Here is a 25,801-nt window from a genome sequence, read left to right as displayed (position 1 = left end):
GTCCTAAAATCATGGATTTGTCACAATAAATGGGTGACTTTTGCTAAAATTTCAAGCTAATGCCCTTTTTTCACACCTTGAATGGGCTTTTTAAATGTAGCAGCATGAGCATTTAGTTGTGACACACAAAAGCCTGTAAACTTGCATCTTGCAGCAAATTAAAGGGCAGGCGAGACGCTCACTTCCACAAATACAACTATTGTGGGATGGACAACAGTCTGAGCGGTGAGCAGTGGTTGGGGAGCCAGCGCGGATGAGTCCAGCACTCCAGGAGGGTTTCCCTCCGCAGGTGACTGGTGTTAGCTATGGCGACTTGTACTCCTACGGAGAAGCAAGCTACGCGCAGCGTCTCCGACAGGAAAAGCAACTGCGTTAGCGAGTCTACAGAGCGGCACGCTGCGTGTAGCTTACTTAAGAGTAGGGTACGAGCGTCAGATGTTTGCCCAGCGCCGACCTCAAGAAAAGGACAGTTTCTGACCATCAAAACTTCGCAGAATCGTCCACTGTGGACTCAAAAAGTGAATTAGTGTAAGTAAGCTGGTTCAACACTCGCAGCTGTATTCTCAGCTCCTATTTGCGAAAATATCCACAAATATTTTATGTAATAAATCGAGAGGTTTGAATTCTGATGGTTAAACGACAACACTCTTTCTGGCTTTTGACTTAAAGTTCTTGGAAGATATTTTTTATAGATTTAGTGTCATCTCTTCTATTCATATCTTACACTTACCAAATGACTCCTCCCTAAAATCAATTACAGGCTAGTTTTTTACCAAACTCAAGCTCTATTTGAGTGCTTATAGAGGTTTCTACTTAAAAGACTTCTAGTCTCCTAGTTGCCTCTGCCCAAACATTCACTCTGAAAACCTGCTGAATTATTCTTTTAATAAAGTATTTTTATGACTTTAGAGATATGCTTTGGGAATTAAGTTATGAAAAAATTAATAACTTTCTGAACTATCACCGAAACTAGTAATTTTTACGGGTTGGATTTTGACTAAAAATACATGGTCTGAAATTACTAATATTCCATCAGAAATACAATAAGCAAATAAAATACTTATAAAAGTTTGCCTGTTACGTCTTTATACTCTTGCTAAAGTGACAAGTCTTGTCTAAATATGGTTTAGCAATGCCAAAGCCAAAAGATTTATAAGTAATCTGAAATCTTCCAAATATAAGTGCAATAGTACCTGTGCCTGTGTCTCAACTGCCCTCTCAACCCACTGATAACAATAGTAGTGCCGCGACGGATGTCACACCAGTCGTGGCACTCAAAGAACTTGTGGCAAGGTTGCACCGGGAACAGAACAAAATTCAAGATTTGCTAAGTTCTTTAGGATTTGCTCTTAGAAGTTTCAATAATTTGAATCAGTTTTTGGAACTGATCCCGCTGATGGCAACAAGAGTGACAGATGCAGACGGTAGCGCCCTATTTCTCTACAAACCTAATGGTCAAGTCAGGTTAGAGCAATTACATTGGCAAGATAGTCGCCAGCGAAAGAATATCCGCAAAGCGCTAGAAATAGCCAGTAGTCAAATCACGCTTGTGCCCAATACTGCCCCTCTAGCGAATGCTACGGGGATTTTGGATGACCAGATGCATCGCTATTTGGGACCAGATGTGCAAATTTTTGGTACGGCAATTCTGGTGAAGCATACAGAACGGGGATGGCTCTATGTCTTGAGCCGCGATCCAGAATATAGTTGGACAGAAACTAGGCAAAAATTAGTTAGGTTAGTTGCAGACCAAACAGCGGTTGCGATCGAAAACGATGAACTAGCTGTAGAACTAAGAAAAAAAGAACGTCTAGACCAAGAATTAGAAATTGGCGCAGAAATTCAACGGCGACTTCTGCCACGTCAATGCCCCGCAATCCCTGGTGCAGTCCTGGCGGCACGCTGTAAACCTGCCAATCGCGTCGGCGGAGACTACTACGACTTTATTGCTACCAATGACAATAAGATTCAACCCAAGACCAAAGGTGGTACGGAAACTACTCGCTGGGGTTTAGTTATTGGAGATGTTATGGGCAAAGGTGTCCCCGCTGGGCTGATTATGACGATGATGCGGGGAATGCTATGGGGAGAAGTGCTACATGGTAATTCCCCAGCAGGAATTCTGCAAAACTTAAACAGAGTTATGTATGCGGATTTGGAAAATTCCCACCGCTTTGTAACGCTATTTTACTCAGAATATAATCCCCATAACCGAATTTTGTCTTATAGCAATGCGGCACACAATCCTCCCTTGTGGTGGCACGCAGCCACGAAAACTGTCAGCCGTTTAGATACTTTAGGAATGTTAATCGGTTTAGATGCTAACAGCCAATATGAAGATGCCCAGGCACAGCTAGAGCCTGGGGATACAATTATTTACTATACAGATGGCTTGACCGATGCCGCTGCTGCTGGTGGCGATCGCTTTGATGAAGAAAACTTTGTTGCTGGCTTCAATACGGCTTGCAAATACTGCAATGGGCCACAGGAGATTGTGGATTACCTATTTGACCAAGTTCAGCAATTCATCGGTGTTGATAAGCAAAACACTGATGATATGACACTAGTTGTTCTGCAAATTTTATAGTCATTAGCCATTTTTGCTTGGTTAAGTCATCAGTCAATGCTTAAGCTTATGGTGACTGGGGATTTACTACAGTGATTATACTAAATTTAATTTTTTATTTATTTTTTCTTTGATTTTCTGTAGCGATCGCTCAAATGGTAGCACATCAACCTTTTTTCCGGACTCGTTTGTATTTAGCCTTTAGGATGATACATAAAAAATGATCGTTAGAATACTTTTCTGTTCAAGTAAAAACTATATATTTTGCACATCTAGCACAGTAGGAAACGCCGAGGGGGAGACCAGGTAAAAGGTAAAACGTACAAGGGAAAAAGTAAAAGGTAAATTTACTTCTTCATTTTTGCTTTCTTTACTATCCTTGTGACGCAAGCATTTGGCCTGCTCAGTTTTGGCGTTTTAATTCTTCTTTTCTCCGCCGTAGCAAGTTCACAACAGCTACGACGGAGTTTTGCTTTGTTTATTTCTCAGGTCTAAACTTGGTTGTTTTAAACTTTCTTGGTATTTAAAGTTAATAACCTTCATTTAATGATTTGTCAAGATATTTGTGAAAATATTTTAGATGAAGAATTCAAATGGCTATTGGCTATTCTTGCGCCCCAGCTTTTTGCAGACTCCGTACCACATTCTTATAACCATTAAATTCTGCAATCATCAAAGCAGTATAACCACCCCGGTTTTTCAAATTTACATCTGCCCCAGCTTGGAGTAATAACTGCACAATTTCGCCATAACCTGCTGAGGCAGCCCACATCAATGATGTTGCCCTCGCTGAGTCTTGAAAATTCACATCTGCCCCCTTTGCCAGCAGCAAATGTATGATCTCTGTGTGCTTGCGTTCGGTTGCCTTGATCAAAGCAGTTTTGCCATCATCCCCCGGAGTGTTGGCATCAGCACCATAATCTAGCAACACTTTCACTGTTTGGGTGTGTCCTTGTGATGCAGCCAGCGTCAAAGGTACTTCACCAAGGTTTTTCCCAGTAATATCTCCCCCAGAATGCAGCAATGCCTCAAGAATATGACTGTGTCCCTGCAATGCTGCTACAAGCAGTGGCGTATCACCCAGATGATTTATAATTTGGACATCTGCACCCCTGTTAAGTAACACTTGCACCACTTCAATGTAGCCTTCCACAACAGCAAGGTGTAAGGCAGTTTCACCATCTTGGTCTTGGAGATTAATCTCAGCACCTCGATCCAGTAAAGCTGCTGCGATCGCACTGTGTCCCGCTGCTGCTGCTGCCGATAGGGCAGTTCCACAATCAGCGTTTTTCACATTCACATCAGCCCCAGCTAGTAGCAGTGCTTCCACAATCTCCAGATGTCCCAAATCTGCCGCTAATGTTAAGAGTGTCTCACCCTCCTGATCTTGGATATTGACATCGACACCAGTTTGGAGAATTGCTTCTATAATTTCTATTTTTCCCTGCTTAATGGCGAGTTTCAACGCAGTATCATCATCTTTATCTGCGATATTAACTTGGGCATCAGCAGCCAATAAGACTTGCACTACATCAATATGACCTTTGAGTACTGCTGCCATTAAAGCTGTACTGCCATCTTCATTACTAGCATTTACATCAGCACCTTTGGATAGTAAAAGCTGCACAATGTCAAGCTGTTTGGCATTAGCTGCCAACATCAAAGCCGTCAAACCATAGAGTTTTCTTTTCAAGTTGATATTTGCCCCAGCATCCAGCAGCGATCGCACAATTTCGGTGTAGCCTAAATTGGCAGCAAACATTAACGCCGTCGTGTCTTGGCGATCGCACGCGTCCACCTTCGCACCAGCAGCTAGTAACGCACACAGATGCTTAATATCCCCACTTTTAGCAGCTTGTAGCAGCAAAGTATCGTTGTTTTCAGTCATGGATGAAATCCCATACAGGGAGTTTTGTTCGTCTACCCTTAAAATTCAGTCTGAGATTGTTTATCCACTTTGGCAAGAGGTTATCCAATTCAAAATTCACTCATTCGTTTTGGAAAGTTCTGATGCCTTCGGCAACGTCTTCTCTACGAGACGCTGCGCGAACGACGAACGGATAGCGCAGCGTAAAGTCCTTCTCTTCTCCCAAAGGGAGACGCTACGCGAACGAGAGGTTTGTCTGCGACACGCTGTTCGCGTTCGCCAACGGCATAGCTTCTCTACGAGACGCTACGCGTAGCTTGCTTAAGAGCAGGGGTACGCTTAGAGAGAGTCCGCGTTCGCGCAGCGTCTCGTAGAGAGCGTCGGAAACCTCCGCTTAGACTTTCCGCAAAATTCAAAATTAATAAATGCAGTTTTGGCAAGCATTCTGGCTATTGAATTGATGTAAATTAAACTAAGGGAGGCTTTACTCTTTTCTTCTCTCTTCTCCCTCAGTCTCTTATAATTTGTGCAACTTTAAGCACAGAAAATAGAGTTATGCTAATTTTTATGAAGATTTAATAATTGGACGAGAACACGATGAGTCTGGAACTTTCTACGTCGGTAAAATATTGGCTGAACTTCATTCATCCGGTGCTCATGTGGGCGCTATTAGCACTCTCAATTTATGCTGCCTATTTGGGACTGCAAGTACAGCGTACCAGAAATGCTAAGGGGGAAGAAAAGAAAGAACTGATTAAAGGTAGATATAACGTCATACACTACCAAATGGGGTCTATACTCCTAGCTTTGATGGTGGCAGGTGCGATCGCTGCTATGGCTGTCACTTACATCAATAATGGTAAGTTATTTGTCGGGTCTCACCTACTAGCAGGACTGGGTATGACGAGTTTAATTGCATTTTCGGCTGCTTTGTCTCCTTATATGCAGAAAGGGGCAAATTGGGCGCGTGCAACTCACATTTTGTTGAATTTTATCCTTTTGGGACTTTTTGCTTGGCAGGCTGTTACTGGCGTGCAAATTGTCCAAAGAATTCTGACTCAAGCATAGTTAAGTAGTCCTTTGTCCTTTGTCAGTTGTCATTAGTTTATGACAACTGACTGTTGATTCACCCCTTTTACTTGGAATTGGCATCAAAGGGTATTTCTAAAGATTTATGAAAATCTTCCTGAACTTTGCGAGTTAAGCGGCGGGAGACTTGGCGGACGATTTGGTTAAGTAAGCGATCACCTGTAGATTGAATTATAGACTTGGGTAATCGCTGAATAAACCTGGGAAAGTGCAAATAAACCATTAAATCCAATTCCCATTCAACTCTCGTAACCTCACCAATGCTAGTGGAAACATTGTTTTCTATTAACTGTAGAGATGCCCGATAGTCTACGTCATAACCAGGCGGTTGGTAGTCAGGAATGGGGATTGTACGGATGCGGTAAATACCTTCCTCTGGAGGCAACAATTCCAAACCAATTTTTGGTTCTACATCATAACCAAAAGCACCAAAACGACCAATTCCTAAAGCATAGCCATTTTTCCCAAGTGATTGTACCTTCATGGGTTCAGCGCAACGACAAAACCATGAGGCGTGAGCATTAAGATACTCAGCAACCTTCTCTGCTGGGGCAGGCATTTCCATAAAATCTTGATAACGACCAGAAAATTTTGTGAGCGTCACTACATTTTCTTCTGTTAATATGTCCTCGGCTTCTTCTTGGCTGGACGCTACAGGTAAAACTGCTTCTGTTATTTCCCAGGATTTATATTCGCCTTTTGTTGAGAGCATAAATGCATTACTGTATACTTTGGCGTTCGTCTATATTAATAGTTCCCCATATACCTGGGTGATTTAGCACTTAGATCCCATTTTGACCGAAACCTCATTAATCTGCCATTAACTCCATAGAATTACTAAAATAAAGAACTGAACAAGCACACAATAGTTTCCCAGGATAGCATTTCTCATGAAAGCATTTGTAGCAGGAGCAACGGGTGAAACAGGTCGCCGGATTGTGCAAGAGTTGATAGCACGGAATATTCCCGTTCGGGCCTTGGTGCGCGATATAGAGAAAGCTAGGGGTATTCTGTCTCCTGAAGCCGAATTGGTAGTAGGCGACGTATTACAACCAGAAAGTCTAACTGCTGCGTTGGGAGATAGCACAGTTTTGTTAGTTGCGACTGGTGCAAAACCTAGTTTTGACCCCACTGGCCCCTATAAAGTGGATTTTGAAGGGACTAAAAATTTAGTAAATGCTGCTAAGGTAAAGGGAATTGAGCATTTTGTCTTCGTTTCTTCATTGTGTACTTCCCAGCTTTTCCATCCGCTGAACTTGTTTTGGCTGATTTTGGTGTGGAAAAAGCAAGCTGAAGAGTACATCCAAAAAAGTGGTCTTACTTATACGATTGTGCGGCCTGGTGGGTTGAAGAATGAAGATAACCCGGACGCGATCGTGATGCAGAGTGCTGATACACTGTTCGACGGTAGCATCCCCAGGCAAAAAGTCGCCCAAGTTGCAGTTGAGGCACTGTTGGAAGCAGATGCACGCAATAAACTTGTCGAAATTGTTGCCAAACCTGAAGCAGCCTCCAAAAGCTTTAAGGAGCTATTTCAACAGTGCTGATATCCCAGAGGATTCTATTCCCAACATGATCGGCTCACATTTTAATGGAAAAGCGATGTCTACGACGGGCGTAGCTGCGGCACTTTGTCAAGTAGCTGGACTCATCTAAATTGACCGCCCTTGATTCCACTCCCTGAAGCGATCGCTTGTCTGTGAATGAGAAAGCGATCGCTTTACATTTACGTGAACGCACCCCATTTTTCACGATCACAAAAAATATGATCGTTATTTTGGAATCATAGAAAGGCGATCGCCTTTCTACAATTCTAGTTATGAACCCTTTTTGCCTTAATCTAGACAACCTTATGCAAATTCTGATCGTCCAGAATAAAGATTGCTAAGTTGATTGTTACGGCTTAGTGCTAATGCACGACGTACAGCAGCATCTGCATTAACTAAACCGTTTCCAAAAATATTATCCCGACCTGTTGCACCCAAATCCATTGCTGTATCGATCAGAATCTGACGCAATTGCCCCCCATTCAAGCTAGAGTTAACGCTCCAAACCAGTGAAGCAATTCCAGCCATATTGGGATTAGCGGCAGAGGTTCCGTCAAACATTAAGTTCACACTGCCATCTGGTTTCATCGCTGGTGAGTCTGTTGCTGCCATCAGTGTGAGGCTGGAGCCAAAGTTGGAGTAATAAGCTCTATTCACAGATGTAGCATTTGCCAAACCATTCACAGTCGATTGTCCTGAACGCTGAAGCGCCCCTACAGACATCACATTACTGTAAGTAGTTTGAAGCCTTGCAACACCACCACTGAAGCCCTTTTTGACACTAGAGTTGTCTACACTAGAGTTGTCTATATCGATTTCACCATTACCTGCTGCTATGGCAAATATAGCAATGTCTGAGTTATCTCGGATTAACTGCTCCAATTGTGCTTGTGTACCACCATTTTTCAGCCAATACTCACCTTGAATACCACCTTGGAAAACAACGCGCTGATTCCTGGCTCTTGCATAAGCAATAGTGTCACGAATTGCTTGCTGTAAAGATACGCCATGATACACATCATTCACGTACACACTGCTATTCCAGTTGATGCCAGCAATACCAGAACCATTGTTAGCCGTTGAAGACATAATACTGATTGCTTGATGTCCATGCCCTGGACGATTGACGTTATCATCATCTGTTGGATCAGTGATCAAGCGGTTTGTTGAAATATCCACAACACTACCGCTTTTGCCAGCCGCCGTTAGCACACCTGAATCCAAAGATGATATCAATACGTTACTTGCACCTTGGGTAAAGCGCCATGCACTCCCGACATCAGATACACTTAGATTCCACTGAGAATTGAAGTAAGTATCATTAGTGCGGACTTGCATCTCTAATGTTGAGCCATCACCAAAGCGGAGGCTTTCAATTCCTTGGAAATAGATTTCTCGACCATCAGCTAAAGTTAGATAGTCAAAACTTGTGCCTCTGAAAATTGCTTGACTAGTTGAACAGAAAGGATTAAAAAACCCAAGACTGACGCCATTAATACCAGTCACATTACAGCGGGAAATACCACAGAGATTCAAAGTGTCTGTTCCACCGCGTCCCACAACAACAGCGCCTGTACCTAATCCACCAGAGTAATTAAGTGTTTCACCAGCAAAAGTTCCATAAGTGGTATTGCTAGATTGACTCCAAGACAAAATTTTCATTGATTGGGAACTAGAGAAAAAGTCTTGACCACTGGTAGTGCGAGCGACTGCACGGAATTGATAATCACCTCCTGTTAAGCTGGAGAAGTTAGCAAGGTTGATTAAAGAGTTGGATAAACTACCTCCAGTCCAAGTTCCTAGATTTATAGTACTACCGTTTCTTAGAGCTTCTAAGCGAACACTTGATAAAGATGTAACATTTGACAAACCATAATTTAACTGAATGGCTCCACCTTGGAAGACACTGTTGATAGTACTGTCACCCGCAGCATCAAAAACATTAAAAGAACTAAAGCTAATGTTAGGAATTGGGTTTGCCGTCAAGCTGAGGTTGTAGTTAGTATTGGCACTACTAAAAGGAGAAACCCGCGCAAAGTATGTACCTGCACTTAACTGACGGATAATAGACTCGGAACTACTTCCATTGTTAGTAGAACTGGTAATGACATTACCTAAATCATCGAGTAACTGGACATCAGCATCAGCACTTAAACCTGTTAAACTGAGATTGAAGTTACTTTGAGATTCCACACAGAAGCGATAGTAGTCGTTTGTATCTGCTGCACCTACCCAATCACTAAAACTACGAGAAGTATTTAATATACCAATGTTATAAGCTGTACTGGTACTATTTCCTGCATAGTCAGGAGGCGGAACAGTACCAACAAATTGAAAAGCAGAGCTAGTGAAATCTAGACCTGTCACACCATTCAGGATAGCAATCAGTTCATTGTTGTCTAAACGAATTTCTGTATTCTTTCTTAGTGTGTTTAAACGATCGCCATAGGCTTGACTAGAATTCGTCACAGAGTTAGAAAGCCGTCTGAGTTGAATAGTGTCTTCACCAATTCTGAAATCAGCGATCACAGCCAGATCACGGCTTCCGCTTCGAGCATAATAAGTATTGTTAGCATCTCCAAGAATAAAGCGATCGCTTCCTAAACCACCCAGCAAATCATCTCGCTCAAGAAGATCAGAACCATAGGCATCCAAAACATCATTACCGCTGTTGCCATTGAGGCTGTTATTAAAGCTGTTGCCAGTAAGAATATCGTTTCCACGGCTATCAATTACAGAGTTTAAGGCCTTTAATACTTCATTAGAGATTTTTTCGTTATTTGTAAGCCGTGCAAAAATGTCACCTTGATCGCCAGGTGAGTCAATAGGACTGGCGTAGACATCTAGGAAATGTTCTGTTTCTTCAACAATAACTTTGCCGATAGCGGTTGGATTAGACGCATTCTGCGTCAGAAAAACACTGTTAAGGTAGATTGTGTTACTACTTTTGGCATACGCGCTAAAAGCACCATTCATTTCAGAATTGGAGAGAAATTTCACATCTGGCAAGACACCATAGATTCCACCCAGTATGTCAGCACCTAATGCTTGTGCTTTGCTAACATCAAAGGCTTCTCCAAAGGCAACCTGAGCATTAGCCGCAAAATTAGGATTGAAAATACTCGCAGCAGTGTAAACCAATGCTTGGGTTGGGTTAGTTTGGTTTTGCCATACGTTAATCAGCATCTCACCTGCTAACGTTAAAAGTCTCTGGGAATTGAATCCTGTCCAATCCGCTTGTAAAGGATTTACCGAATTATTACCTAAATAATTTGAGGTATTACCCAATGTTGACAAAGATGAATCGATGTGAAGTTCTGAATTTTCAAACATCCTTAAATTTGCTCCAAATATTATAAACAAATAATCCTTGATTAAGAACTTAAGTAGGTGGGCAGGAAAATTTTTTGTGTCGGGGTTTAAATCCCCGCTCCCTTAACATAATTACGAATTACAAGTTACGAATTACGGATTGTTTAACTCCGAATCAAATGTCCAAGATGTGCATCAACTCACATTCGGAAGAATGGGCGGCAACGTGGTAAACCATATATAGCAATACTGAATTATTTGTGATAAAACACACAAGTAAAGACTTGGTTTTATTTTGAACTGGAATATACGTATTTATCTGTGCATAACTCCTCTTTTATAAAAACGTTGGTTTTATTCATAAATTAATTGTTCAATTTTTTACTTCCTACCAGTAGATGAATATAGTGTTTTCTGATGATTCACTTAGGATTGCTATATAGGTCACAGTTTTAGAAGTGCGACTCGAAAATCGCACTATTTGAGCGAAGTAGCGATTTCTTGCCGTCAGCAGGATGCAACAAGAAGCGATTGAGCTTATACTAATAGGACTTACGCAATAACCCTCTGAAAGTCTTATTCCTTTGTGTCCTTTACGTTCTTTGCGGTTGGTTTTTTCATGATTTTGCGTAAGTCCTAACTAAGTTGGCATTGTTGGAAGTATCTCGCTTGATTTATGCCCTTTTTTCCTAATTCCTAAAAAAATCAGCAAATCGATAATTAATAACTAACAATCAGGTGCGAACTTTGTCAGAATGAGTTCGTCGATGATTTTTGTTAGCAAAGAGAGCGAATTTGAAGGAGTCGGACTCTGAAAGGCTTTGAATTCAAAGGTGTTGAAAAACTTATTGGGCCAATAGCCGCGCTTCTCGGCTTTGTGTATTTGTTGCAATGGTATATTGGAGACTTGCGATCGCCTTCCGATCCCATCTTTGAAGATAAACAGCCGCCTTTGGTGATGAAACAGGGTGACCCCTATATCCGCGCTTTAATGCGAACCATCTCGGCGAGTGAGGCTAGTGGGAACCGTCCCTATTCGCTGTTGTATGGTGGACAGCAAGTCAACGACCTTAGCCGACATCCTGAGATATGCGTCACAATTATCACAGGCCCCAACACAGGTAATTGTTCCACAGCTGCTGGGAGATATCAAATTATCAACATTACTTGGTATCGTTTAGCTCCTCGTTATCACCCAAAGCCGATGCGGATGATGTTTTGGACTGCTTATAGTTTTGAAGCAGAATATCAAGATGTAGTAGTTTACCGTTGGTTAAGTGATTCTAAAGTTTGGGGAACTGATATTTCTCAATTGTTGCATCAGGGAAAGTTAAATGATGTTTTGCGGCGACTCTCTCCCACCTGGACAAGTCTAGGATATGGGATAGAAACTAATTATGTTAGTAGTTCTTTACCTAAGGTTTATCAGAAAATGTTGCAAGAGGAATTAACCGCAGCAAATCAACGACCTGCCCCGAATTTGACACTATCCCCAACTCCTTCCAGCAAGACAGTAAAGAAAAAGAAGCAGTAAGGTTATCTTAATTTTTAACTTGCTACGGAAAAAATATTTGATATTTTCCACAAATGCCAAAGGATTTTCAAAGTGAATATTATGTCCAGCATTACTAATTATTTTTAGCTGGACAAATTCACATAGTTTAGCCATTTCTGTATTAATACATATAAATTTCTCATCATATTCACCGACTAGCAAAAGCATAGATATTTTATTATCTTGTAGCTTTTCCCATAAAGAAGGTTGGAATCCAGTACCCATGAAGCGAAGTGATTTATCTAATTCCTTGGGATTATTCAGTAACCGACTTTCTAGCATTCGGTTATATTCTGGATGATTTTTTATATAACCAAAAATAGTATGATTGTACCAATTTGATAGAAAAACGGCAAAATCCTTTTTTTCAAAGCTTCTTGTCAACTTTCTGCCTATTTGCGTATCAAGTTTAATTCGTTCTAATCGTTCTGCTTGTGTTGGTAAACCAGGGGAAGCTGACTCTAGCACAACTTTATGAAAACGTTCTGGAAAATATAGGGTGAGGTATAAAGCTAATCTCCCACCCATTGAGTAACCAACTAAAAAGCATTTGGGAATTTTTAACTCATCTAATAAGTTAATTAAAGCATGAGCAGTGTTTACGATTGTATAGTACTCTTCCTCACCCAAAACTTGAGTTTTGCCGTGTCCGGGGAGGTCAAGTGTTAAATAATCAAAATCGTCAGATAGTAATTGTATGGCTTCATCAAATTCATCGATGTTACCCATGAAACCATGCAGAAAAAGAATTAGTGGTTTGTTGAATTTGCCAATTAAAAAATAGTGAAAATGATATTTTTCTAAGATCATAGTCTAACTAATCACTATCGCGGCTGTATATCATATTAAAGTCTGGTTGGTTGAGAGATTCATCCTCCAGGGTTTTGACGAAAATATGTAACTTACCGCCGTAGGCATCGCTTTTTTGATCCTTGGCAAGATAAGTAATGCCAAAATGTTCTCGCCCTAAGAGGTTGTTTGAAAAGTGTTTCCCTGTGACTTGAGGCACTTTTAGATCCCCCCTAACCCCCCTTAAAAAGGGGGGAACCGGAATCAAAGTCCCCCTTTTAAAGGGGAGCCACTGCGCCCTTGCGCTCTGCCGACTTGTTCGCTCTTAGCGTTCACGCTCTTTAACACGTGGCGTGGATTTAGAGGGATCTAACACTTTTGATATCGACAAGAGAACTTTTCAAACATCCTCTGAGCTAATCGTCATTCATTTTTCCAGAATGATTCGCTTGTAGTAAGGGCTGAAGCCCTGCTTTTATGCAACTTAAATGCTCATTAGCTTAATATACATTCGAGGGTATATTTACCGCTCTACAATCGCTTTGGAGCCGCGCAAACCATCAGCCATGACTGTGAGACACTTGTGTTAATTTTCGCATAAAGAACCCTCTGCCTGAGTCAATACACCAAATCTCCTATCTCTAGAAAATGTCTTGTTGTGCTAGTTAATTTTTTATTTTTCTAATTCTTAAGGCAAAAATCGATCCAAAGCAGCTTTTAACTGTTTAATTTCAACATCAATATTACCCTCTTGTGCGGCTCTACCAATACACTCAGTTAAATGTTCATCCAAAACAATTCGTGCTACCCGATCCAATGCGCCCCGCACTGCGGCAATTTGCAGTAGAACATCAGGACAAGGGCTACTTTGCTGCACCATTGCCTTAATACCACGAACATGTCCTTCTATACGCGATAATCGATTGACAATTCGCCGTAAAGACTCTTCGCTATGGACGTGAGAATGAGCCGATTCTCCAGTCCCATGAGTATGATCTGTATGTTCATGGTCTGTATCATGATGGTGGGAATGTTCTGCTTGTTGGGATATTGGCAAGGATTCATTGCCTAATCGGTTTGATCCATTCATGGGTTATCAAAGGACTTGTAGTACTAAGATCCTAGCCTAGTACTCGACCAACCCAAAATTTCTGGGTGAAAGTCCTTAACTCTACTGACGATTGACTTTTTCTTGGGGAATAATCTCTGTTACTACCCTACCGCTAGAACTGCCACCTTTGACAACAATATTTTCTGTTTGCAGATTACCAACGGCTGTTTCACCCGTAAAATTTAACGGTGGGTCAACTTGCCGATAAACTATATTTCCCTGAGCTTCAACTAACTTATTGTCTAAATACCAAGTTAATGTATTAGATTTCAAAGACTGGCGACGCTGACCAAGGGCGTTAACGTTACCTGTTAAATAAACCGTTTTTTGCGGTATTTTCATTTCACCTTGATTGGCGGTGACGGTAAGATTTTCGACTCGCTGGAACATACGCACGGGGGAATTTGTAGTCACAGTTTCTGCGTTCATGTTCCAGATCATAGAGTTACTAGCTATTTGCACTGGTGGGTCTAGTAATTCTAATTGAGCATTCTGTTGAATAGTGGCAATTTTCGTTTTTAAGTTGACTTCGGCAGAATTTCCCTTGCCACGATCGCTAATTTTATTATTTTTGTAGCGGTCAATTTGTATGGGGCGATCGCCAATCAGTTTTTCTTCTTTAATATTCCAGATTAAATGCTCGGTTCTGACTTGTAACTGGGGATCAGTGGAATTTGCTACTACCCGTCCAGAAAATTCCATGCGCTGTTCGCGGGTTTTAACTCGTGCTTCCTGCGCCACTGCTTGTAGTTGTTTATGAGTACCGTTAATCTGGTTGCGGACAATCAACAAATCTTCTTTGGGTCGCCATTCTAATTCATTCCCTTGCAACACAACCCCATTACTAGGGTCTATGGCAAATATCTTACCTTTAAGAAATAACTGCTTCCCATTTTGTTCAATATCTGCGACATCTGCCTTTATTTGGTAAACTACTTTGCCATCTTGATATAGTTCACCATAAGGACTTTCAGCCTGACCAATTTGTTTTTCTTTGGTGTATTTTGCGGTTTTAGCCCTGACTTTCCAAATCGGTCGTCCCACTTCATCTGCCTGTTCTAGGGTGACATCAAAGAAAGTTAAATTACTATCTTGGTTAGATGAACCCGCTGTATTTTGTTGAGAAGCTGGGGGGGATTTACCCCCACAGGCAACTAAACCAAATACCAAAAAAAAAGTCAAAGGAAAAATCAGGAAGGAAGGAGTAGAGGAGAAATTTTGAATTTTTCTTACCCCCTCTCTCCCCCTTTGATGAAATTGATGCGCCATTATTCTTGGATTTCTAGATGTCCATCACTAGTTCTTGGGTCTTCCAAAAAACCAATACCAGATAACGGGCGGTATGGATAGCTTTGGCGAGGGGTTTTTTGAATATCCTCTTTGATGGCTTCTAAATCAATGTAGCGATCGCTTACATTAATTAAACTGTCGCTGGTCATCGAACGCAAACTTACCACTTCTACCCGCACGCCGCGATAGCTGACTGAATTTACCGCATATGCCAAATCCCCATCACCGCTGACTAAAACTGCGGTATCATAAGAATCTACAAGTGCCATCATATCGACTGCTATTTCTACATCCAGGTTGGCTTTTTTAGAGCCATCTGGTAGCTGTACCAAATCCTTCGCAATGACTCGATAGCCATTGCGACGCATCCACAGAAGAAACCCCTGTTGCTTCTCGTTTGTCCGATCTACACCAGTGTAGAAAAAAGCACGCAGTAGTCTAGAACCTCCTGTTAATCGACACAACAGCTTCGTGTAATCGATTTCAATCCCTAGTTGCAGTGCAGCGTAAAATAGATTTGAGCCATCAATAAATATGGCGACCCGACCCCGATTCTCCAAAACTTGTTCTGGCGTAAAAATTGAATCGGTTTCAAAATTATTCAACATCGTTGTCATACCTCGATTTTTATCTCTGTTATTTTTGATACAAATTACCAACTTTTAGATGCTAGTCACAGCGGCTTATGATAATGTTCCGGGGCTAATATAAGTTAAGCCCCGATAAATGTTTTGAGAAAATTAAGAAATTGAACAAAATCAGAGTTTGATAAGGATTAATCGTTTTTCGGGGGTTCTATTCGCTTAAAAATCGGTTGGGGTGTACCCAACTGTTGTTTACTAGATAGTATCCCCCATGTTGCATGGGTGGCAAAAGGAGCGGTAATTGAACTTTGTATTTGATCGTTAAAGTTTATTCCAAAGCCCAGTTGCTGATAAATATCGCTACTAATATTCGGAATAATTGGGGAAAGCAGATAAGCTGCTAGTCTAACTGATTCTAGAACTGCGTAGAGAACTTTTTCCACCGACTGCTGCTGTCCCTGTTTATATAATGACCAAGGAGCTTGTTCATCAATAAACTTATTACTGGCTTGCGCCAATGAAAGGATGGCCTCGCAGGCTCGACTGAAGGCTAGCTCTTCATAGGCATGTTTTACATGTTCCCCTAGACGTAAACCAATTTTTTTCAAAGGATTTCCCTCAGGAATTCCTTCATTGCCGATTGATGGGACATTATTGTTAGCGCAGTATTTCTTCACCATGCTCAAGGTGCGATTGAGCAAATTACCTAAATCATTTGCCAAATCTGCATTCAGAACATTAATGAACCTTACTTCATTAAAATCTCCATCCTTGCCAAATTCGATTTCCTTAAGGAAGTAATAACGAACGGCATCACTACCATAGCGCTGAACTAACGCCACAGGATCAAGGGTGTTACCCAGACTTTTGCCCATTTTTTGACCATCTTTAGTCAAAAAGCCATGCCCAAATACTCGCCCCGGCAAGGGTAAGCCAGCCGACAACAGCATTGCTGGCCAATAAACTGCATGGAAGCGCAGAATATCCTTACCAATTAGGTGCAAGTTAATCGGCCACCATCTTCCGAAAGCATTTGCTAAAGTCGGTTCTGCATCTGGTTCTAGTAATGCCGTTACATAACCTAGCAGCGCATCAAACCAAACATAAAGGGTGTGCTTGGGATCAACTGGTACGGGAAAACCCCAATCGAGATTCACCCGCGAAATTGAAAAGTCTTGCAATCCTTGATTTACAAAGCTGAGGACTTCATTACGCCGACTTTCTGGTTGAATAAAATCCGGTCTAGATTGATAAAATTCTGTCAGCTTAGTTTGATATTTGGATAAGCGAAAAAAATAGTTTTGCTCGTCTCGCCACTCGACTTCTTTGTTAGTATGAATCGGGCAACGGTGTCCTTCTAACAGATCTCGTTCTTCTTTGAATTCTTCGCAGGATACGCAGTACCAGCCTTGTTGTTGTCCCTGGTAGATATCACCAGATTCCCAGACTCGCTCAAAGAATTCTTTAACGATCGCTTCATGACGAGGCGCAGTAGTTCGACTAAAGCGATCATATTGAATGTCTAGTAACTGCCATAAACTCACGAAGCTAGGGACAATTTCATCACAAAAATCTTGTGGTGCTTTCCCTAAACTTTCTGCCGAACGCTGAATTTTTTGCCCATGTTCGTCTGTACCTGTAATCAGTAATACCTGATGCCCCAGCAGCCTTTGAAATCGCGCTATTACATCTGCTGCGATCGTTGTATAAGCACTGCCTATATGGGGGACATCGTTTACATAATATAGCGGTGTTGTCAGTGCAAATGTCTTTTCTGTTTTATTCACTAAATTCATGCAAAATAAAAATCAACTTATTAAAACGTTTTACATCTTAACTTTTATCGGAAAAACCAAGAGATTATACAATATTTTTACCATTTTCTTCAATAATACCTTAACATTAACAAATTTCTCAGTTCAGAATTCTTTTGTAATATGCATCAATTCAGCTAATTGCTACTTAAAAGATGAAAATTAACTAATCATAATTTTTTCAAATAGTTACTATTAGATATTATTGTGATCAAGAATACATAACCGAGAACGCAGAAAATCTAGCTGCTTTTGTGGATTAGATATTTCTATCTTAAGACGGTGATGGCAATAGTAAAGAAATGTAAAAATTAAATTAAGATAAACTGCCATATTACCGGAAAAATATATTGATGAAGTATGAGTCGAAATAGCCCCCTGGAGATTTCTCGCGCTTTGGTGGCGGCACTCTCAACGCAAATGTTTCGCTATTACGAAGACCGCATTCCCCAGGATGCCAGCGTATTGGTAGTCAGCAATCACCGCAGCTTTATGGATGCACTGATTTTAATGGCGGCGTTATCGAGTCCGATTCGCTTTGCTTGCCATCACTATATGGGACAAGTGCCAGTAATGCGGGAGATTGTCATCGGACAATTCGGGTGTTTTCCTTTGGAGGAAACTCAAAACCGCCAGCAAAACTTTTTTTCGCAATCACAGGCGCTATTGCAGTCCAGGCAGATGGTGGGAGTCTTTCCAGAAGGAACTCAACCAATGGTGAAATTTACTGTGCCAAACCAAATGGGTGAATTTCAGCGGGGATTTGCCCATTTGGCATTGCGAGCGGATGTGCAGGATCTAGCTATTTTGCCGATTGCGATCGCCTCTTTAGAAGAGGTAAACACGAATGGCTTCCCCTTAAGGCTTTTGAGTGTATTTGACCCTTCAGAACCTTTATTTAACCAAGGTGGTTGGCATCCTCTGGTAATTTATCGGCGGGTTGCTGTGTTAATCGGTCGCCCTTATTGGATTACACCCCAACAGCAGAAAAAATATCACGGAAAACAGGCGAGAACTGTTGTGGCTGAACTGACGCAACACTGTCACGGCGAAATTAGCAACTTACTGCGTCAAGGTTGCTATTAGAATCAAAAACACCGAAGCTTTTATAAGTAACAATCAGCATTTCAAAATTTTTATCCGATTGACTAGTGACCAATGACTATCTCAGAAGTTGAGCTAAACCCTTGTTTCCTTACTCCTAAACGAGTACAACCAGAGTATCCCCTGTTGGTATATTTGCCAGGAATGGATGGAACTGGTCAACTATTGCGATCGCAAACCGCTGGATTAGAAGCTGGCTTTGATGTCCGTTGTTTGGCGCTCCCACGCAAAGACCTTAATAGTTGGGATGTGCTAAGTAAAAGTGTATTGGACTTGATCGACGCTGAATTAGAAAAAAGCTCTCAGAGGCCGATTTACTTGTGTGGTGAGTCCTTTGGTGGTTGCTTGGCAATGAAAGTAGCGATCCAAGCACCGGAGTTATTTAAGCGAATTATCCTAATTAACCCAGCTTCATCCTTTCATCTTCGCCCTTGGTTAAGTTGGGCATCCCAACTAACTTACTTAGTGCCATCAGGATTGTATGATGTTGGGGCACTGGCGTTATTGCCGTTTTTATCATCTTTGCCACGCATTTCCCGAAGCGATCGCCACGAGCTGCTGAAAACTATGCGTTCTGTCCCGGTAGAAACCGTTCTTTGGCGGTTGTCTTTACTGCGAGAGTTTGAAATTGATCAGGAACAGTTACGTCGCTTGACTCAACCAGTTTTGCTAATTGCCGGTGCTAGCGATCGCCTTTTGCCTTCTGTAACAGAAGTGAAGCGGATAGCGAATATCTTACCAAATACCAAAATTGTGGTGCTGCCCAATTGCGGACACGCTTGTTTGTTAGAGCAAGATATTAATCTCTATGACATTCTTAAGGATAACGACTTTTTAGAAAGTAAAGCTGATATAGGTACGGGGCTAGAGGTGAGAGGATAGAGTGAGGAGCGATGCCTACGGCGGGCTGCGCCTACGCATTTCATCAGTTAATATACTGAAAATGTGGTTTCATCGTATTTTGTTTGCTTTTTCTGGGAACCTTAAGAATGGCGATCGCTGATAAAGCGTACCAAAATTTTATGAAAACTCTTCAACAATCACCCTTACTTAGGGCAATATTCCAACAAAAAATCGACACCAAAAAATCTACTAAACACCAAGAAATTTATGAAACATTAGGTGATGGCTTTTTGGGTGGGTTGGGTTCATTCATGTTTGAATTTAAGCAAGCCAAAAATAAATTCAAAGGTAATATGGGGGAATGGGGAGTATCACTACTTTTACAATCTTTTCCAGATACATGGGTGATATTTAATAATGCTTTAATCCCTACTAACTCCGGCTCTTTAACGGAAATAGACCATCTAATTATCGGTGAGGGTGGTGTGTTTTTAGTGGAGGTCAAAACCTGGAAAGGGTCATTTAGTGCTTACAAAGATCAATGGAAACGGCGTGAAGGTAACGACTGGCTAGCAGTTTCTGATAGTCCGACTTCTCAAAGTATTTACCATCAAAAAATGTTTAGTCAGTGGATTACTTCCTTAATGCCTAATCTTCCTAATGGGTTGGTTGTGGCTCCAGTGGTCTTCCCAATTGCTAAATGGATAGGAGTAAATGATTGCTCAGTTCCAGTTTTACGAGGTATCCCTGCACTGCTACAGATGATAAAGAGTTCTCCTGATTGTTTAACACCAATGCAAGTACAGGTAATTGCCCAAGCCGTTGAAAACTTGACACTGACTACAAATACTACCCCAATTTCTAAACCAATTCCCAAGCCCAAACCTGTTAGACGGCAGAATCCGACAATTTGAGTAAGTGCGATCGCACTTGAGTATAGATAAGCGCTATTTAGCTTCTTTCAGCCACTCTTCATGTTTAAGTCATTACCATTTGCTGTTCTTGTATATATTGTCGTAATTGATAGCGGACAAGTGAGCCTTCAGAAATAAACGCAAACACAGTGCCTGTATCTAGATTGACCATTTAAACGCCACACTCAACGCGATTATTTTATGGGAATGAGATCACTTTCTGTAAAACTGTGACAGGAATTATTAATCTATAACTTGTACTTGTTGAGAGATGTCAAGCCGCTCATACTTCGCTACAAATTTAAAGAGAGAGGCTTTACAGGATGGTATCAAGCAATGGCAGACAAACCCCAAGAAATAGAGGTGAATAAATTAGTTAATTCACCTAGAGAAACTTCACAAGTAAAAATTCAGGCTCAATCATCAGTAGAAAATAAACCGTCTGTATTAGAGTCTTTTGTTGAAACTGTTGCTCAGACTGGCAAAGCAGTTTTAGATACAGCAGTAGGGGTGGGAGAAGCGACGGCGAAACAAACACACAAGTTAATTGAGCAAACAACTCAAACCAGCGGTCAGGTTGTGACTAGCCTTAGCGAAAATTGGCTGATTAGAAAACTATCTGGAGTGTTAAATCTAAATTGGCTAATTAGTGATACTAATCTTGTTGACTTGGAAAAAGCAGAAGTTGCGGTAAACAAGCTCAAGCAACAGTATCCAAATGAATCACCTAGCCAGATTGCTCACCGAATCATGGTGGAGAAAGCAACTCAAGCAGGCACAGTTGGACTAGCCACGAGTATTTTGCCAGGAGTAGCAGTGGCGTTGTTGGCAATTGATTTAACAGCCACAACCAAATTGCAGTCAGAAATGCTTTATCAGATTGCATCTGTCTACGGGCTAGATTTAAAAGATCCTGCCCGTAAAGGTGAAATTTTGGCAATTTTTGGTTTAGCTTTGGGTGGAAGTCGTCTGTTGAAAGCTGCGGGATTAGGCTTGCTGCGAAATGTGCCCTTGGCGGGTGCAGCGATCGCAGCTAGTTCAAATGCGACGATGATCTATTCATTAGGATATGCTGCTTGCCGATTTTACGAAGCCAAGCTAGATGAATCAATTTCGCTGACTTCTTCAGAGACACTAGCAACATTAAAAGCCGAAAGTGAAAAGTATCTCCAAAGTGCGATCGCTCAAGAAGCCGTCATGGATCAAATCTTAGTTCACATGATCCTGGCTAGCCATCCAGAAAAGACTTGGGAAGAAATTTTGCCAGAATTACAAGCTGTAAACCTCAGTCATAACTCGTTGGATACCATTGCCCAAAATATCAAATCACTTAAGTCTTTTGATATACTGCTCAATCAGCTAAATCGTGATTTTGCCATCCCCTTGTTGATTCAGTGTTACAAAATTGCCCAGCTAGACAATCAGACTACACCTGTTGAGCAATACATAATCACAGCGATCGCTAACAAATTTGACATTGATACAAATGCAATTGGGGCATAGAGCATTGGGCAGAGTAAGGTGATCACCGCAGGGGGGGGGATGTGAATTTAAAAAATGTAAAGGTTTCGATGCTATCGCCTGTGTTGACGATTGCGAACTTATCATCAAGACAAGTCATGTTGTAAGCCCCGTATTTCCCATTGAAAGTGATTTTTATAGTCAGTGGATTTATCTCATAAGATATTGGATCGGGTTGTTGCACGTCAAACGGCTGAGATCGTCCTCCTCCTCCTCCAAAACAGGATTGTTAGGATCAAAAGTAAGAGGAGGAGGAGCATCAAGAGTCAAAGCCCTTGTACTGAGTAGTCGATTACCCGAGCCAATGAAATTTCCATATATGTTTTTACTCAACGTTGCTGCTGTATAGCCACCAAAGGAATTATTAACAGTTTGGTAATTTGTTAAGTGATGTATTATAACTTGATGGTCTTGATTGTTATACAAAAGGAAGTTACTCAAATCTGACATAAGTACGCTACAGGATTGGTCTGGGTTAGAAACACGTACAAGATCAGCCCCATTTGGTTTTGCTGTAAAGCTTTGTGCTTTTACTGTAAGGCCTAACATAGTTGTCAAGAGTAGTAAAGATATAGGCAAGAGAAAATATTTTAAAAGTCTGATTGTCTTCATAAAAATAAGTCCCCCAAATTTCGTTAAAGAGTGGCAGAGAAAATACGTGCTGTTCGGGAATACATTGTAAAGTTATTTAACACTCTTTTATCTCTCTGGTAAGAGAAAAAGATGTTGACGTTGAATCTTGTTCAAAACCTTGTTTTATCAACCGAAATAAAAAATCTTTGTTTGTAATCAAGTAGGTATAAACAAGGTTTTGAATATTTTATAACTATAGTAAAAAACAGCGCTAATTAAACGCATCACAACTTTCGTTATAAACTTTTCAAAATTTATCCAAGATGCAGCGATGAGTTTTAACAGACCGCATATACACTAAAAATATACTACTGAAAAAAAGGTGTCAATTATTTAGCAAATAAATTAACATTTATGTAGGGGCGAGGTGTTGCGATCGCAAAAAGCCTAATTAAATAGTTATGCTTGTCAGGTTTCAAATCGTTGTAGGCTGTGAATCACAGGGTTACAGTCTGACGATGAAAATCAACCGTCACGGACGTGTTAAAGTTCTCACTCAACAAGAGATACAACTAATCTTCAGTCACGGCTTAGACAATAACCGCGATAAAACCTTGTTCGGCGTGTGCCTGTTTAGTGCCTGTAGAATCCAATACGGTTAGTTAAGCATTTTTTCCTTCTTTCTATGCAGGGTTATTTCTTTCTAAACATAAACCGCCCAGAACTAAAGTTCCGGACTAATAGCTAAAGTCCGTTAAAACGGACTATAACATGAGTCTCAGTCGTCTTGAGACGACTTTCGCTATTAGACTCAGAATTTATTCTGAGGCGGGCTAGATGAGAATGAAATAGCCCTGTTTTTCTATGTCCTCTGCACCTCTAAAGAGTTTTAACCTTAACTGAACCGTATTGAAATATAACTACCTTTCTTTGTTTCAAACCTTTTCCCTTTCTAACTCTAACTTTAAGTTGCTGTTTCTCTAGTAAGAGTTTTTGCCTAGTTAATTCTTGAGCGATTAATTCCTGAGCGCGGCTTTCAATTTTAATTTGGCTTTCTATTGGCTGTTCTTTAATTTTTTCTCTTAAGCTTTTACCCATTCTTCTTACCCTTCTTCTTTTAATTTTTGAAGATGACTCTTATACCGTGCATCAGCTTTTTAAATTAAGTGTTTATAAAAAAGTTTTTGACTAACACCGGATTTATCACCTGCAACCAATATAATGGCTTGTCTCAATGGATCAAAAGCAAATGCCACACGCCAGACATCACCAAAGCTGAGAATTGTAACTCCTTCATGTTTGGGTACTTAGACCCTTTGAGCGTATCAACATGAGGACGTTTTGCTTGTGGGTCAAAGTTTTCTAATATCTGAGCCGTAGCAAGCAACTCATTTTTTACTTCTTGAGGTAGAGCATCCAACTCAGACTCAAAATCATCATGAAACTCAACTTGCCATTCCACTAACTTTATTATCGTTAAAATTTCATACATTTTTAAGAGTATATGGATTGACACTCTCAGCACTAGATTATAGCTACTGATCCCTATTGCCCACTCGCCTCAGCCTGAAACAAGAATTTTGAGCAATACTGGTACAAGAAGGAATATTTACACAAAATCCCAAAATGAGAATTCAACCTAGTGATGAGCCTTTGCTAGAGTGGGCAGGCGATAGTTTGGCAATTGGATTATTTGAAGATGCAGTAGAGTTAACCGGAGAATTGGCAACTTTAGATCAAAAGTTTTCCGGGGTCTTAAAAGAACTAATTGCTGAAGAGGAATTTAAAGCTAAAGCCAACAGTACCATCTTTACCCGTGTGAATGCTGGTAGCCCAGTGCGTAAATTGATTCTGGTAGGTTTGGGTAAACCAGATGCACTAAACCTCGACACTTTGCGACGCGCTGCTGCTGCTGTAGCCAGAGTAGGAAAAAAGCAAAAAAGCAAAATTCTGGGATTTAGCTTTCCATTGTGGAACAACGATCCAGATGGAAGTGCCCAAGCGATCGCAGAAGGTGTCGAATTGGCGCTTTACGAAGATATTCGCTTTAAGTCAGAACCAGAAGAGAAAGGCTCACAAATAGAAACTGTAGATTTACTAGGATTCGGTGGGCAAGAAGCAGCCATCAGCCGCGCCAATCAAATTGTGTCAGGGGTAAATTTGGCACGGCAGTTAGTAGCAGCACCAGCTAACGCGGTAACACCGCTTACTTTGGCAGAAACTGCTCAAGCGATCGCTAACGATCACGGTTTACAAGTGGAAATTCTGGAACGAGAAGACTGTGAAAAGTTAGGCATGGGTGCATTTTTGGGAGTATCGCAAGGTTCGGAGTTGCCACCTAAATTCATTCACCTGACTTATAAGCCAGAAGGTACACCCAAAAAGAAACTAGCAATTATTGGCAAAGGTGTAACCTTCGATTCTGGAGGACTCAACATTAAAGGTGCTGGTAGTGGCATCGAAACCATGAAAATGGATATGGGCGGTGCAGCTGCTACTTTGGGCGCAGCAAAAGCAATTGCTCAAATCAAGCCAGATGTTGAGGTTCACTTTATCTCGGCAGTAGCTGAAAACATGATTAGCGGTCACGCCATGCACCCTGGAGATATTCTCACAGCATCAAACGGCAAAACAATCGAAGTGAACAACACCGACGCTGAAGGACGTTTGACCCTAGCAGATGCCTTGGTGTATGCCGACAAATTGGGATTAGATGCGATCCTCGATTTAGCCACCCTCACTGGTGCCAACGTTATTGCCTTGGGTGACGATATTGCTGGTTTGTACACTCCCGATGATGCTGTAGCTTCCCAAATCGAGAAAGCTGCCGAAACTTCAGGCGAAAAGATTTGGCGGATGCCAATGGAAGAAAAATATTTTGAAGGGTTAAAGTCTGGTATCGCGGACATGAAGAATACAGGGCCGCGTCCGGGTGGTGCAATTACCGCTGCCCTTTTCCTCAAGCAATTCGTCAAAGAAACCCCTTGGGCGCACTTAGATATTGCCGGCCCAGTGTGGACAGATAAAGAAAATGGCTACAACGGCGCGGGGGCAACTGGCTACGGCGTTCGGACGCTAGTTAACTGGGTACTGGGTACTGGGGAGTAGGTAGTAGGGGAGGCAGAGGGGCAGAGGGAGCAGGAAAGAAATAACTAATACCCAATGCCAATGTCCCATGCCAATCCTCAATCCCCAATCCCCAAACAATTCGTGCTATCTTGAGCTTGCCAGCAAAAATTGTTGCAATAGTAACAGAAGTAATTTGGCTCTGTTGAAAGTTAAGCTTTTTCGGCAAAGCCATCTGGTAAAATTTGTAAGGTTT

General features: G+C 41.3%; 25 protein-coding genes and 1 pseudogene. 12 read left to right on the top strand and 14 right to left on the bottom strand.

The features are described from left to right. Positions 1-232: 232 nt before the first annotated feature. Together V7K85_RS01235 and V7K85_RS01230 are read left to right on the top strand one after the other, a co-directional pair. Entirely contained in the window at positions 233-376 is a 144-nt protein-coding gene (locus V7K85_RS01235) for a hypothetical protein (RefSeq protein WP_334810849.1), read from the top strand. A gap of 819 nt (positions 377-1,195) precedes the next feature. Then, complete coding sequence (locus tag V7K85_RS01230) at positions 1,196-2,587, top strand: PP2C family protein-serine/threonine phosphatase (protein ID WP_334810848.1); 1,392 nt, start codon at positions 1,196-1,198, stop codon at positions 2,585-2,587. Positions 2,588-3,170: 583 nt separating this feature from the next. On the opposite strand, the gene V7K85_RS01225 is transcribed toward V7K85_RS01230, so the two are convergent. Further along, positions 3,171-4,454 carry an ankyrin repeat domain-containing protein gene (locus V7K85_RS01225; RefSeq protein WP_334810847.1) on the bottom strand — a complete coding sequence of 428 codons (1,284 nt, stop codon included), beginning with the start codon at positions 4,452-4,454 and terminating at the stop codon, positions 3,171-3,173. On the opposite strand from V7K85_RS01225, the gene V7K85_RS01220 reads away from it, so the two are divergent. Further along, on the top strand, positions 4,453-4,749 hold the full coding sequence (locus V7K85_RS01220) for a hypothetical protein (protein ID WP_334810846.1): 297 nt from the start codon (positions 4,453-4,455) through the stop codon (positions 4,747-4,749). The two genes, V7K85_RS01225 and V7K85_RS01220, sit on opposite strands and share 2 nt — an antisense overlap. Positions 4,750-5,030: 281 nt before the next feature. Beyond that, complete coding sequence (locus tag V7K85_RS01215; RefSeq protein ID WP_334810845.1) at positions 5,031-5,501, top strand: DUF4079 domain-containing protein; 471 nt, start codon at positions 5,031-5,033, stop codon at positions 5,499-5,501. 67 nt (positions 5,502-5,568) lie between these two features. Here V7K85_RS01215 and V7K85_RS01210 read toward each other — a convergent pair whose 3' ends face one another. Then, positions 5,569-6,234, bottom strand: coding sequence for a DUF1997 domain-containing protein (locus V7K85_RS01210; RefSeq protein WP_334810844.1), 666 nt, complete (start codon positions 6,232-6,234; stop codon positions 5,569-5,571). A gap of 178 nt (positions 6,235-6,412) precedes the next feature. Here V7K85_RS01210 and V7K85_RS01205 point away from each other — a divergent pair, with 178 nt between their 5' ends. Beyond that, positions 6,413-7,069 carry an NAD(P)H-binding protein gene (locus V7K85_RS01205; RefSeq protein WP_334810843.1) on the top strand — a complete coding sequence of 219 codons (657 nt, stop codon included), beginning with the start codon at positions 6,413-6,415 and terminating at the stop codon, positions 7,067-7,069. Between the two features lie 34 nt (positions 7,070-7,103). Here the strand turns inward: V7K85_RS01205 and V7K85_RS01200 are convergent, their stop codons facing one another. Together V7K85_RS01200 and V7K85_RS01195 are read right to left on the bottom strand one after the other, a co-directional pair. Then, positions 7,104-7,262 carry a hypothetical protein gene (locus tag V7K85_RS01200; protein ID WP_334810842.1) on the bottom strand — a complete coding sequence of 53 codons (159 nt, stop codon included), beginning with the start codon at positions 7,260-7,262 and terminating at the stop codon, positions 7,104-7,106. Between the two features lie 110 nt (positions 7,263-7,372). Then, positions 7,373-10,402, bottom strand: coding sequence for a S8 family serine peptidase (locus tag V7K85_RS01195; protein WP_334810841.1), 3,030 nt, complete (start codon positions 10,400-10,402; stop codon positions 7,373-7,375). 856 nt (positions 10,403-11,258) lie between these two features. Between V7K85_RS01195 and V7K85_RS01190 the strand changes: the two genes are divergently transcribed. Next, positions 11,259-11,915, top strand: a complete 657-nt coding sequence (locus V7K85_RS01190; RefSeq protein ID WP_334810840.1) for a glycoside hydrolase family 24 protein — start codon at positions 11,259-11,261, stop codon at positions 11,913-11,915. Here the strand turns inward: V7K85_RS01190 and menH are convergent. From menH to metG, 6 genes are all read right to left on the bottom strand, one after another. After that, positions 11,868-12,746 carry a 2-succinyl-6-hydroxy-2,4-cyclohexadiene-1-carboxylate synthase gene (gene menH, locus V7K85_RS01185; RefSeq protein WP_334810839.1) on the bottom strand — a complete coding sequence of 293 codons (879 nt, stop codon included), beginning with the start codon at positions 12,744-12,746 and terminating at the stop codon, positions 11,868-11,870. The genes V7K85_RS01190 and menH overlap by 48 nt on opposite strands. 7 nt (positions 12,747-12,753) lie before the next feature. After that, positions 12,754-12,945: a hypothetical protein gene (locus tag V7K85_RS01180; RefSeq protein ID WP_334810838.1), complete on the bottom strand. Its 192-nt coding sequence runs from the start codon at positions 12,943-12,945 to the stop codon at positions 12,754-12,756. A gap of 468 nt (positions 12,946-13,413) precedes the next feature. Next, positions 13,414-13,815: a metal-sensitive transcriptional regulator gene (locus V7K85_RS01175; protein ID WP_334810837.1), complete on the bottom strand. Its 402-nt coding sequence runs from the start codon at positions 13,813-13,815 to the stop codon at positions 13,414-13,416. An 81-nt stretch (positions 13,816-13,896) separates the two neighbouring features. Continuing rightward, the gene (gene lptC, locus V7K85_RS01170) at positions 13,897-15,105 is read right to left on the bottom strand and encodes an LPS export ABC transporter periplasmic protein LptC (RefSeq protein ID WP_334810836.1); all 1,209 of its coding nucleotides are present in this window, start codon (positions 15,103-15,105) and stop codon (positions 13,897-13,899) included. Then, positions 15,105-15,734, bottom strand: a complete 630-nt coding sequence (locus V7K85_RS01165; protein WP_334810834.1) for a LabA-like NYN domain-containing protein — start codon at positions 15,732-15,734, stop codon at positions 15,105-15,107. Before V7K85_RS01165 ends, lptC begins: the two co-directional genes overlap by 1 nt. A 167-nt stretch (positions 15,735-15,901) precedes the next feature. After that, positions 15,902-17,506, bottom strand: coding sequence for a methionine--tRNA ligase (gene metG, locus V7K85_RS01160; protein ID WP_334810833.1), 1,605 nt, complete (start codon positions 17,504-17,506; stop codon positions 15,902-15,904). A 378-nt stretch (positions 17,507-17,884) separates the two neighbouring features. Between metG and V7K85_RS01155 the strand changes: the two genes are divergently transcribed. The 4 genes from V7K85_RS01155 (at position 17,885) to V7K85_RS01140 (ending at position 21,888) form a co-directional block, all read left to right on the top strand. After that, positions 17,885-18,610 carry a lysophospholipid acyltransferase family protein gene (locus tag V7K85_RS01155; protein WP_334810832.1) on the top strand — a complete coding sequence of 242 codons (726 nt, stop codon included), beginning with the start codon at positions 17,885-17,887 and terminating at the stop codon, positions 18,608-18,610. A 72-nt stretch (positions 18,611-18,682) separates the two neighbouring features. Continuing rightward, a complete protein-coding gene (locus V7K85_RS01150; RefSeq protein WP_334810831.1) occupies positions 18,683-19,510 on the top strand; it encodes an alpha/beta fold hydrolase in 828 nt (275 codons plus the stop codon). A gap of 140 nt (positions 19,511-19,650) precedes the next feature. Further along, positions 19,651-20,385, top strand: a complete 735-nt coding sequence (locus V7K85_RS01145; protein ID WP_334810830.1) for a nuclease-related domain-containing protein — start codon at positions 19,651-19,653, stop codon at positions 20,383-20,385. Between the two features lie 336 nt (positions 20,386-20,721). Next, on the top strand, positions 20,722-21,888 hold the full coding sequence (locus tag V7K85_RS01140; protein WP_334810829.1) for an EcsC family protein: 1,167 nt from the start codon (positions 20,722-20,724) through the stop codon (positions 21,886-21,888). Positions 21,889-22,056: 168 nt separating this feature from the next. Here the strand turns inward: V7K85_RS01140 and V7K85_RS01135 are convergent, their stop codons facing one another. After that, entirely contained in the window at positions 22,057-22,518 is a 462-nt protein-coding gene (locus tag V7K85_RS01135) for a hypothetical protein (protein WP_334810828.1), read from the bottom strand. A 422-nt stretch (positions 22,519-22,940) separates the two neighbouring features. Between V7K85_RS01135 and V7K85_RS01130 the strand changes: the two genes are divergently transcribed. Beyond that, positions 22,941-23,141: a hypothetical protein gene (locus V7K85_RS01130; RefSeq protein ID WP_334810827.1), complete on the top strand. Its 201-nt coding sequence runs from the start codon at positions 22,941-22,943 to the stop codon at positions 23,139-23,141. A gap of 217 nt (positions 23,142-23,358) precedes the next feature. Here the strand turns inward: V7K85_RS01130 and V7K85_RS01125 are convergent, their stop codons facing one another. Both V7K85_RS01125 and V7K85_RS01120 read right to left on the bottom strand, forming a co-directional pair. Then, the gene (locus tag V7K85_RS01125) at positions 23,359-23,577 is read right to left on the bottom strand and encodes a hypothetical protein (protein WP_334810826.1); all 219 of its coding nucleotides are present in this window, start codon (positions 23,575-23,577) and stop codon (positions 23,359-23,361) included. 59 nt (positions 23,578-23,636) lie between these two features. Next, a pseudogene (locus V7K85_RS01120) lies at positions 23,637-23,941 on the bottom strand (type II toxin-antitoxin system RelE/ParE family toxin). A gap of 164 nt (positions 23,942-24,105) precedes the next feature. Here V7K85_RS01120 and V7K85_RS01115 point away from each other — a divergent pair. Then, positions 24,106-25,587, top strand: a complete 1,482-nt coding sequence (locus V7K85_RS01115) for a leucyl aminopeptidase (RefSeq protein ID WP_334810825.1) — start codon at positions 24,106-24,108, stop codon at positions 25,585-25,587. Here V7K85_RS01115 and V7K85_RS01110 read toward each other — a convergent pair. Continuing rightward, a complete protein-coding gene (locus tag V7K85_RS01110; protein ID WP_334810824.1) occupies positions 25,559-25,780 on the bottom strand; it encodes a hypothetical protein in 222 nt (73 codons plus the stop codon). The two genes, V7K85_RS01115 and V7K85_RS01110, sit on opposite strands and share 29 nt — an antisense overlap. Positions 25,781-25,801 lie beyond the last annotated feature (21 nt).

Source organism: Nostoc sp. (assembly GCF_036917615.1).
In the GTDB taxonomy this organism is placed as follows: Bacteria; Cyanobacteriota; Cyanobacteriia; order Cyanobacteriales; family Nostocaceae; genus Nostoc.
The sequence above is the reverse complement of the archived record's forward strand: the minus strand, read 5'-3'. Positions and strand labels throughout refer to the sequence as shown.

Excerpts from the sequence above, each read along its gene's own strand:
- V7K85_RS01220 (WP_334810846.1), top strand. The coding sequence starts at position 4,453 with ATGGATGAAATCCCATACAGGGAGTTTTGTTCGTCTACCCTTAAAATT.
- V7K85_RS01225 (WP_334810847.1), bottom strand. The coding sequence starts at position 4,454 with ATGACTGAAAACAACGATACTTTGCTGCTACAAGCTGCTAAAAGTGGG.
- V7K85_RS01215 (WP_334810845.1), top strand. The coding sequence starts at position 5,031 with ATGAGTCTGGAACTTTCTACGTCGGTAAAATATTGGCTGAACTTCATT.
- V7K85_RS01210 (WP_334810844.1), bottom strand. The coding sequence starts at position 6,234 with ATGCTCTCAACAAAAGGCGAATATAAATCCTGGGAAATAACAGAAGCA.
- V7K85_RS01205 (WP_334810843.1), top strand. The coding sequence starts at position 6,413 with ATGAAAGCATTTGTAGCAGGAGCAACGGGTGAAACAGGTCGCCGGATT.
- V7K85_RS01195 (WP_334810841.1), bottom strand. The coding sequence starts at position 10,402 with ATGTTTGAAAATTCAGAACTTCACATCGATTCATCTTTGTCAACATTG.
- menH (WP_334810839.1), bottom strand. The coding sequence starts at position 12,746 with ATGATCTTAGAAAAATATCATTTTCACTATTTTTTAATTGGCAAATTC.
- V7K85_RS01175 (WP_334810837.1), bottom strand. The coding sequence starts at position 13,815 with ATGAATGGATCAAACCGATTAGGCAATGAATCCTTGCCAATATCCCAA.
- lptC (WP_334810836.1), bottom strand. The coding sequence starts at position 15,105 with ATGGCGCATCAATTTCATCAAAGGGGGAGAGAGGGGGTAAGAAAAATT.
- V7K85_RS01165 (WP_334810834.1), bottom strand. The coding sequence starts at position 15,734 with ATGTTGAATAATTTTGAAACCGATTCAATTTTTACGCCAGAACAAGTT.
- metG (WP_334810833.1), bottom strand. The coding sequence starts at position 17,506 with ATGAATTTAGTGAATAAAACAGAAAAGACATTTGCACTGACAACACCG.
- V7K85_RS01155 (WP_334810832.1), top strand. The coding sequence starts at position 17,885 with ATGAGTCGAAATAGCCCCCTGGAGATTTCTCGCGCTTTGGTGGCGGCA.
- V7K85_RS01150 (WP_334810831.1), top strand. The coding sequence starts at position 18,683 with ATGACTATCTCAGAAGTTGAGCTAAACCCTTGTTTCCTTACTCCTAAA.
- V7K85_RS01145 (WP_334810830.1), top strand. The coding sequence starts at position 19,651 with ATGAAAACTCTTCAACAATCACCCTTACTTAGGGCAATATTCCAACAA.
- V7K85_RS01140 (WP_334810829.1), top strand. The coding sequence starts at position 20,722 with ATGGCAGACAAACCCCAAGAAATAGAGGTGAATAAATTAGTTAATTCA.
- V7K85_RS01135 (WP_334810828.1), bottom strand. The coding sequence starts at position 22,518 with ATGAAGACAATCAGACTTTTAAAATATTTTCTCTTGCCTATATCTTTA.
- V7K85_RS01130 (WP_334810827.1), top strand. The coding sequence starts at position 22,941 with ATGCTTGTCAGGTTTCAAATCGTTGTAGGCTGTGAATCACAGGGTTAC.
- V7K85_RS01125 (WP_334810826.1), bottom strand. The coding sequence starts at position 23,577 with ATGGGTAAAAGCTTAAGAGAAAAAATTAAAGAACAGCCAATAGAAAGC.
- V7K85_RS01115 (WP_334810825.1), top strand. The coding sequence starts at position 24,106 with ATGAGAATTCAACCTAGTGATGAGCCTTTGCTAGAGTGGGCAGGCGAT.
- V7K85_RS01110 (WP_334810824.1), bottom strand. The coding sequence starts at position 25,780 with ATGGCTTTGCCGAAAAAGCTTAACTTTCAACAGAGCCAAATTACTTCT.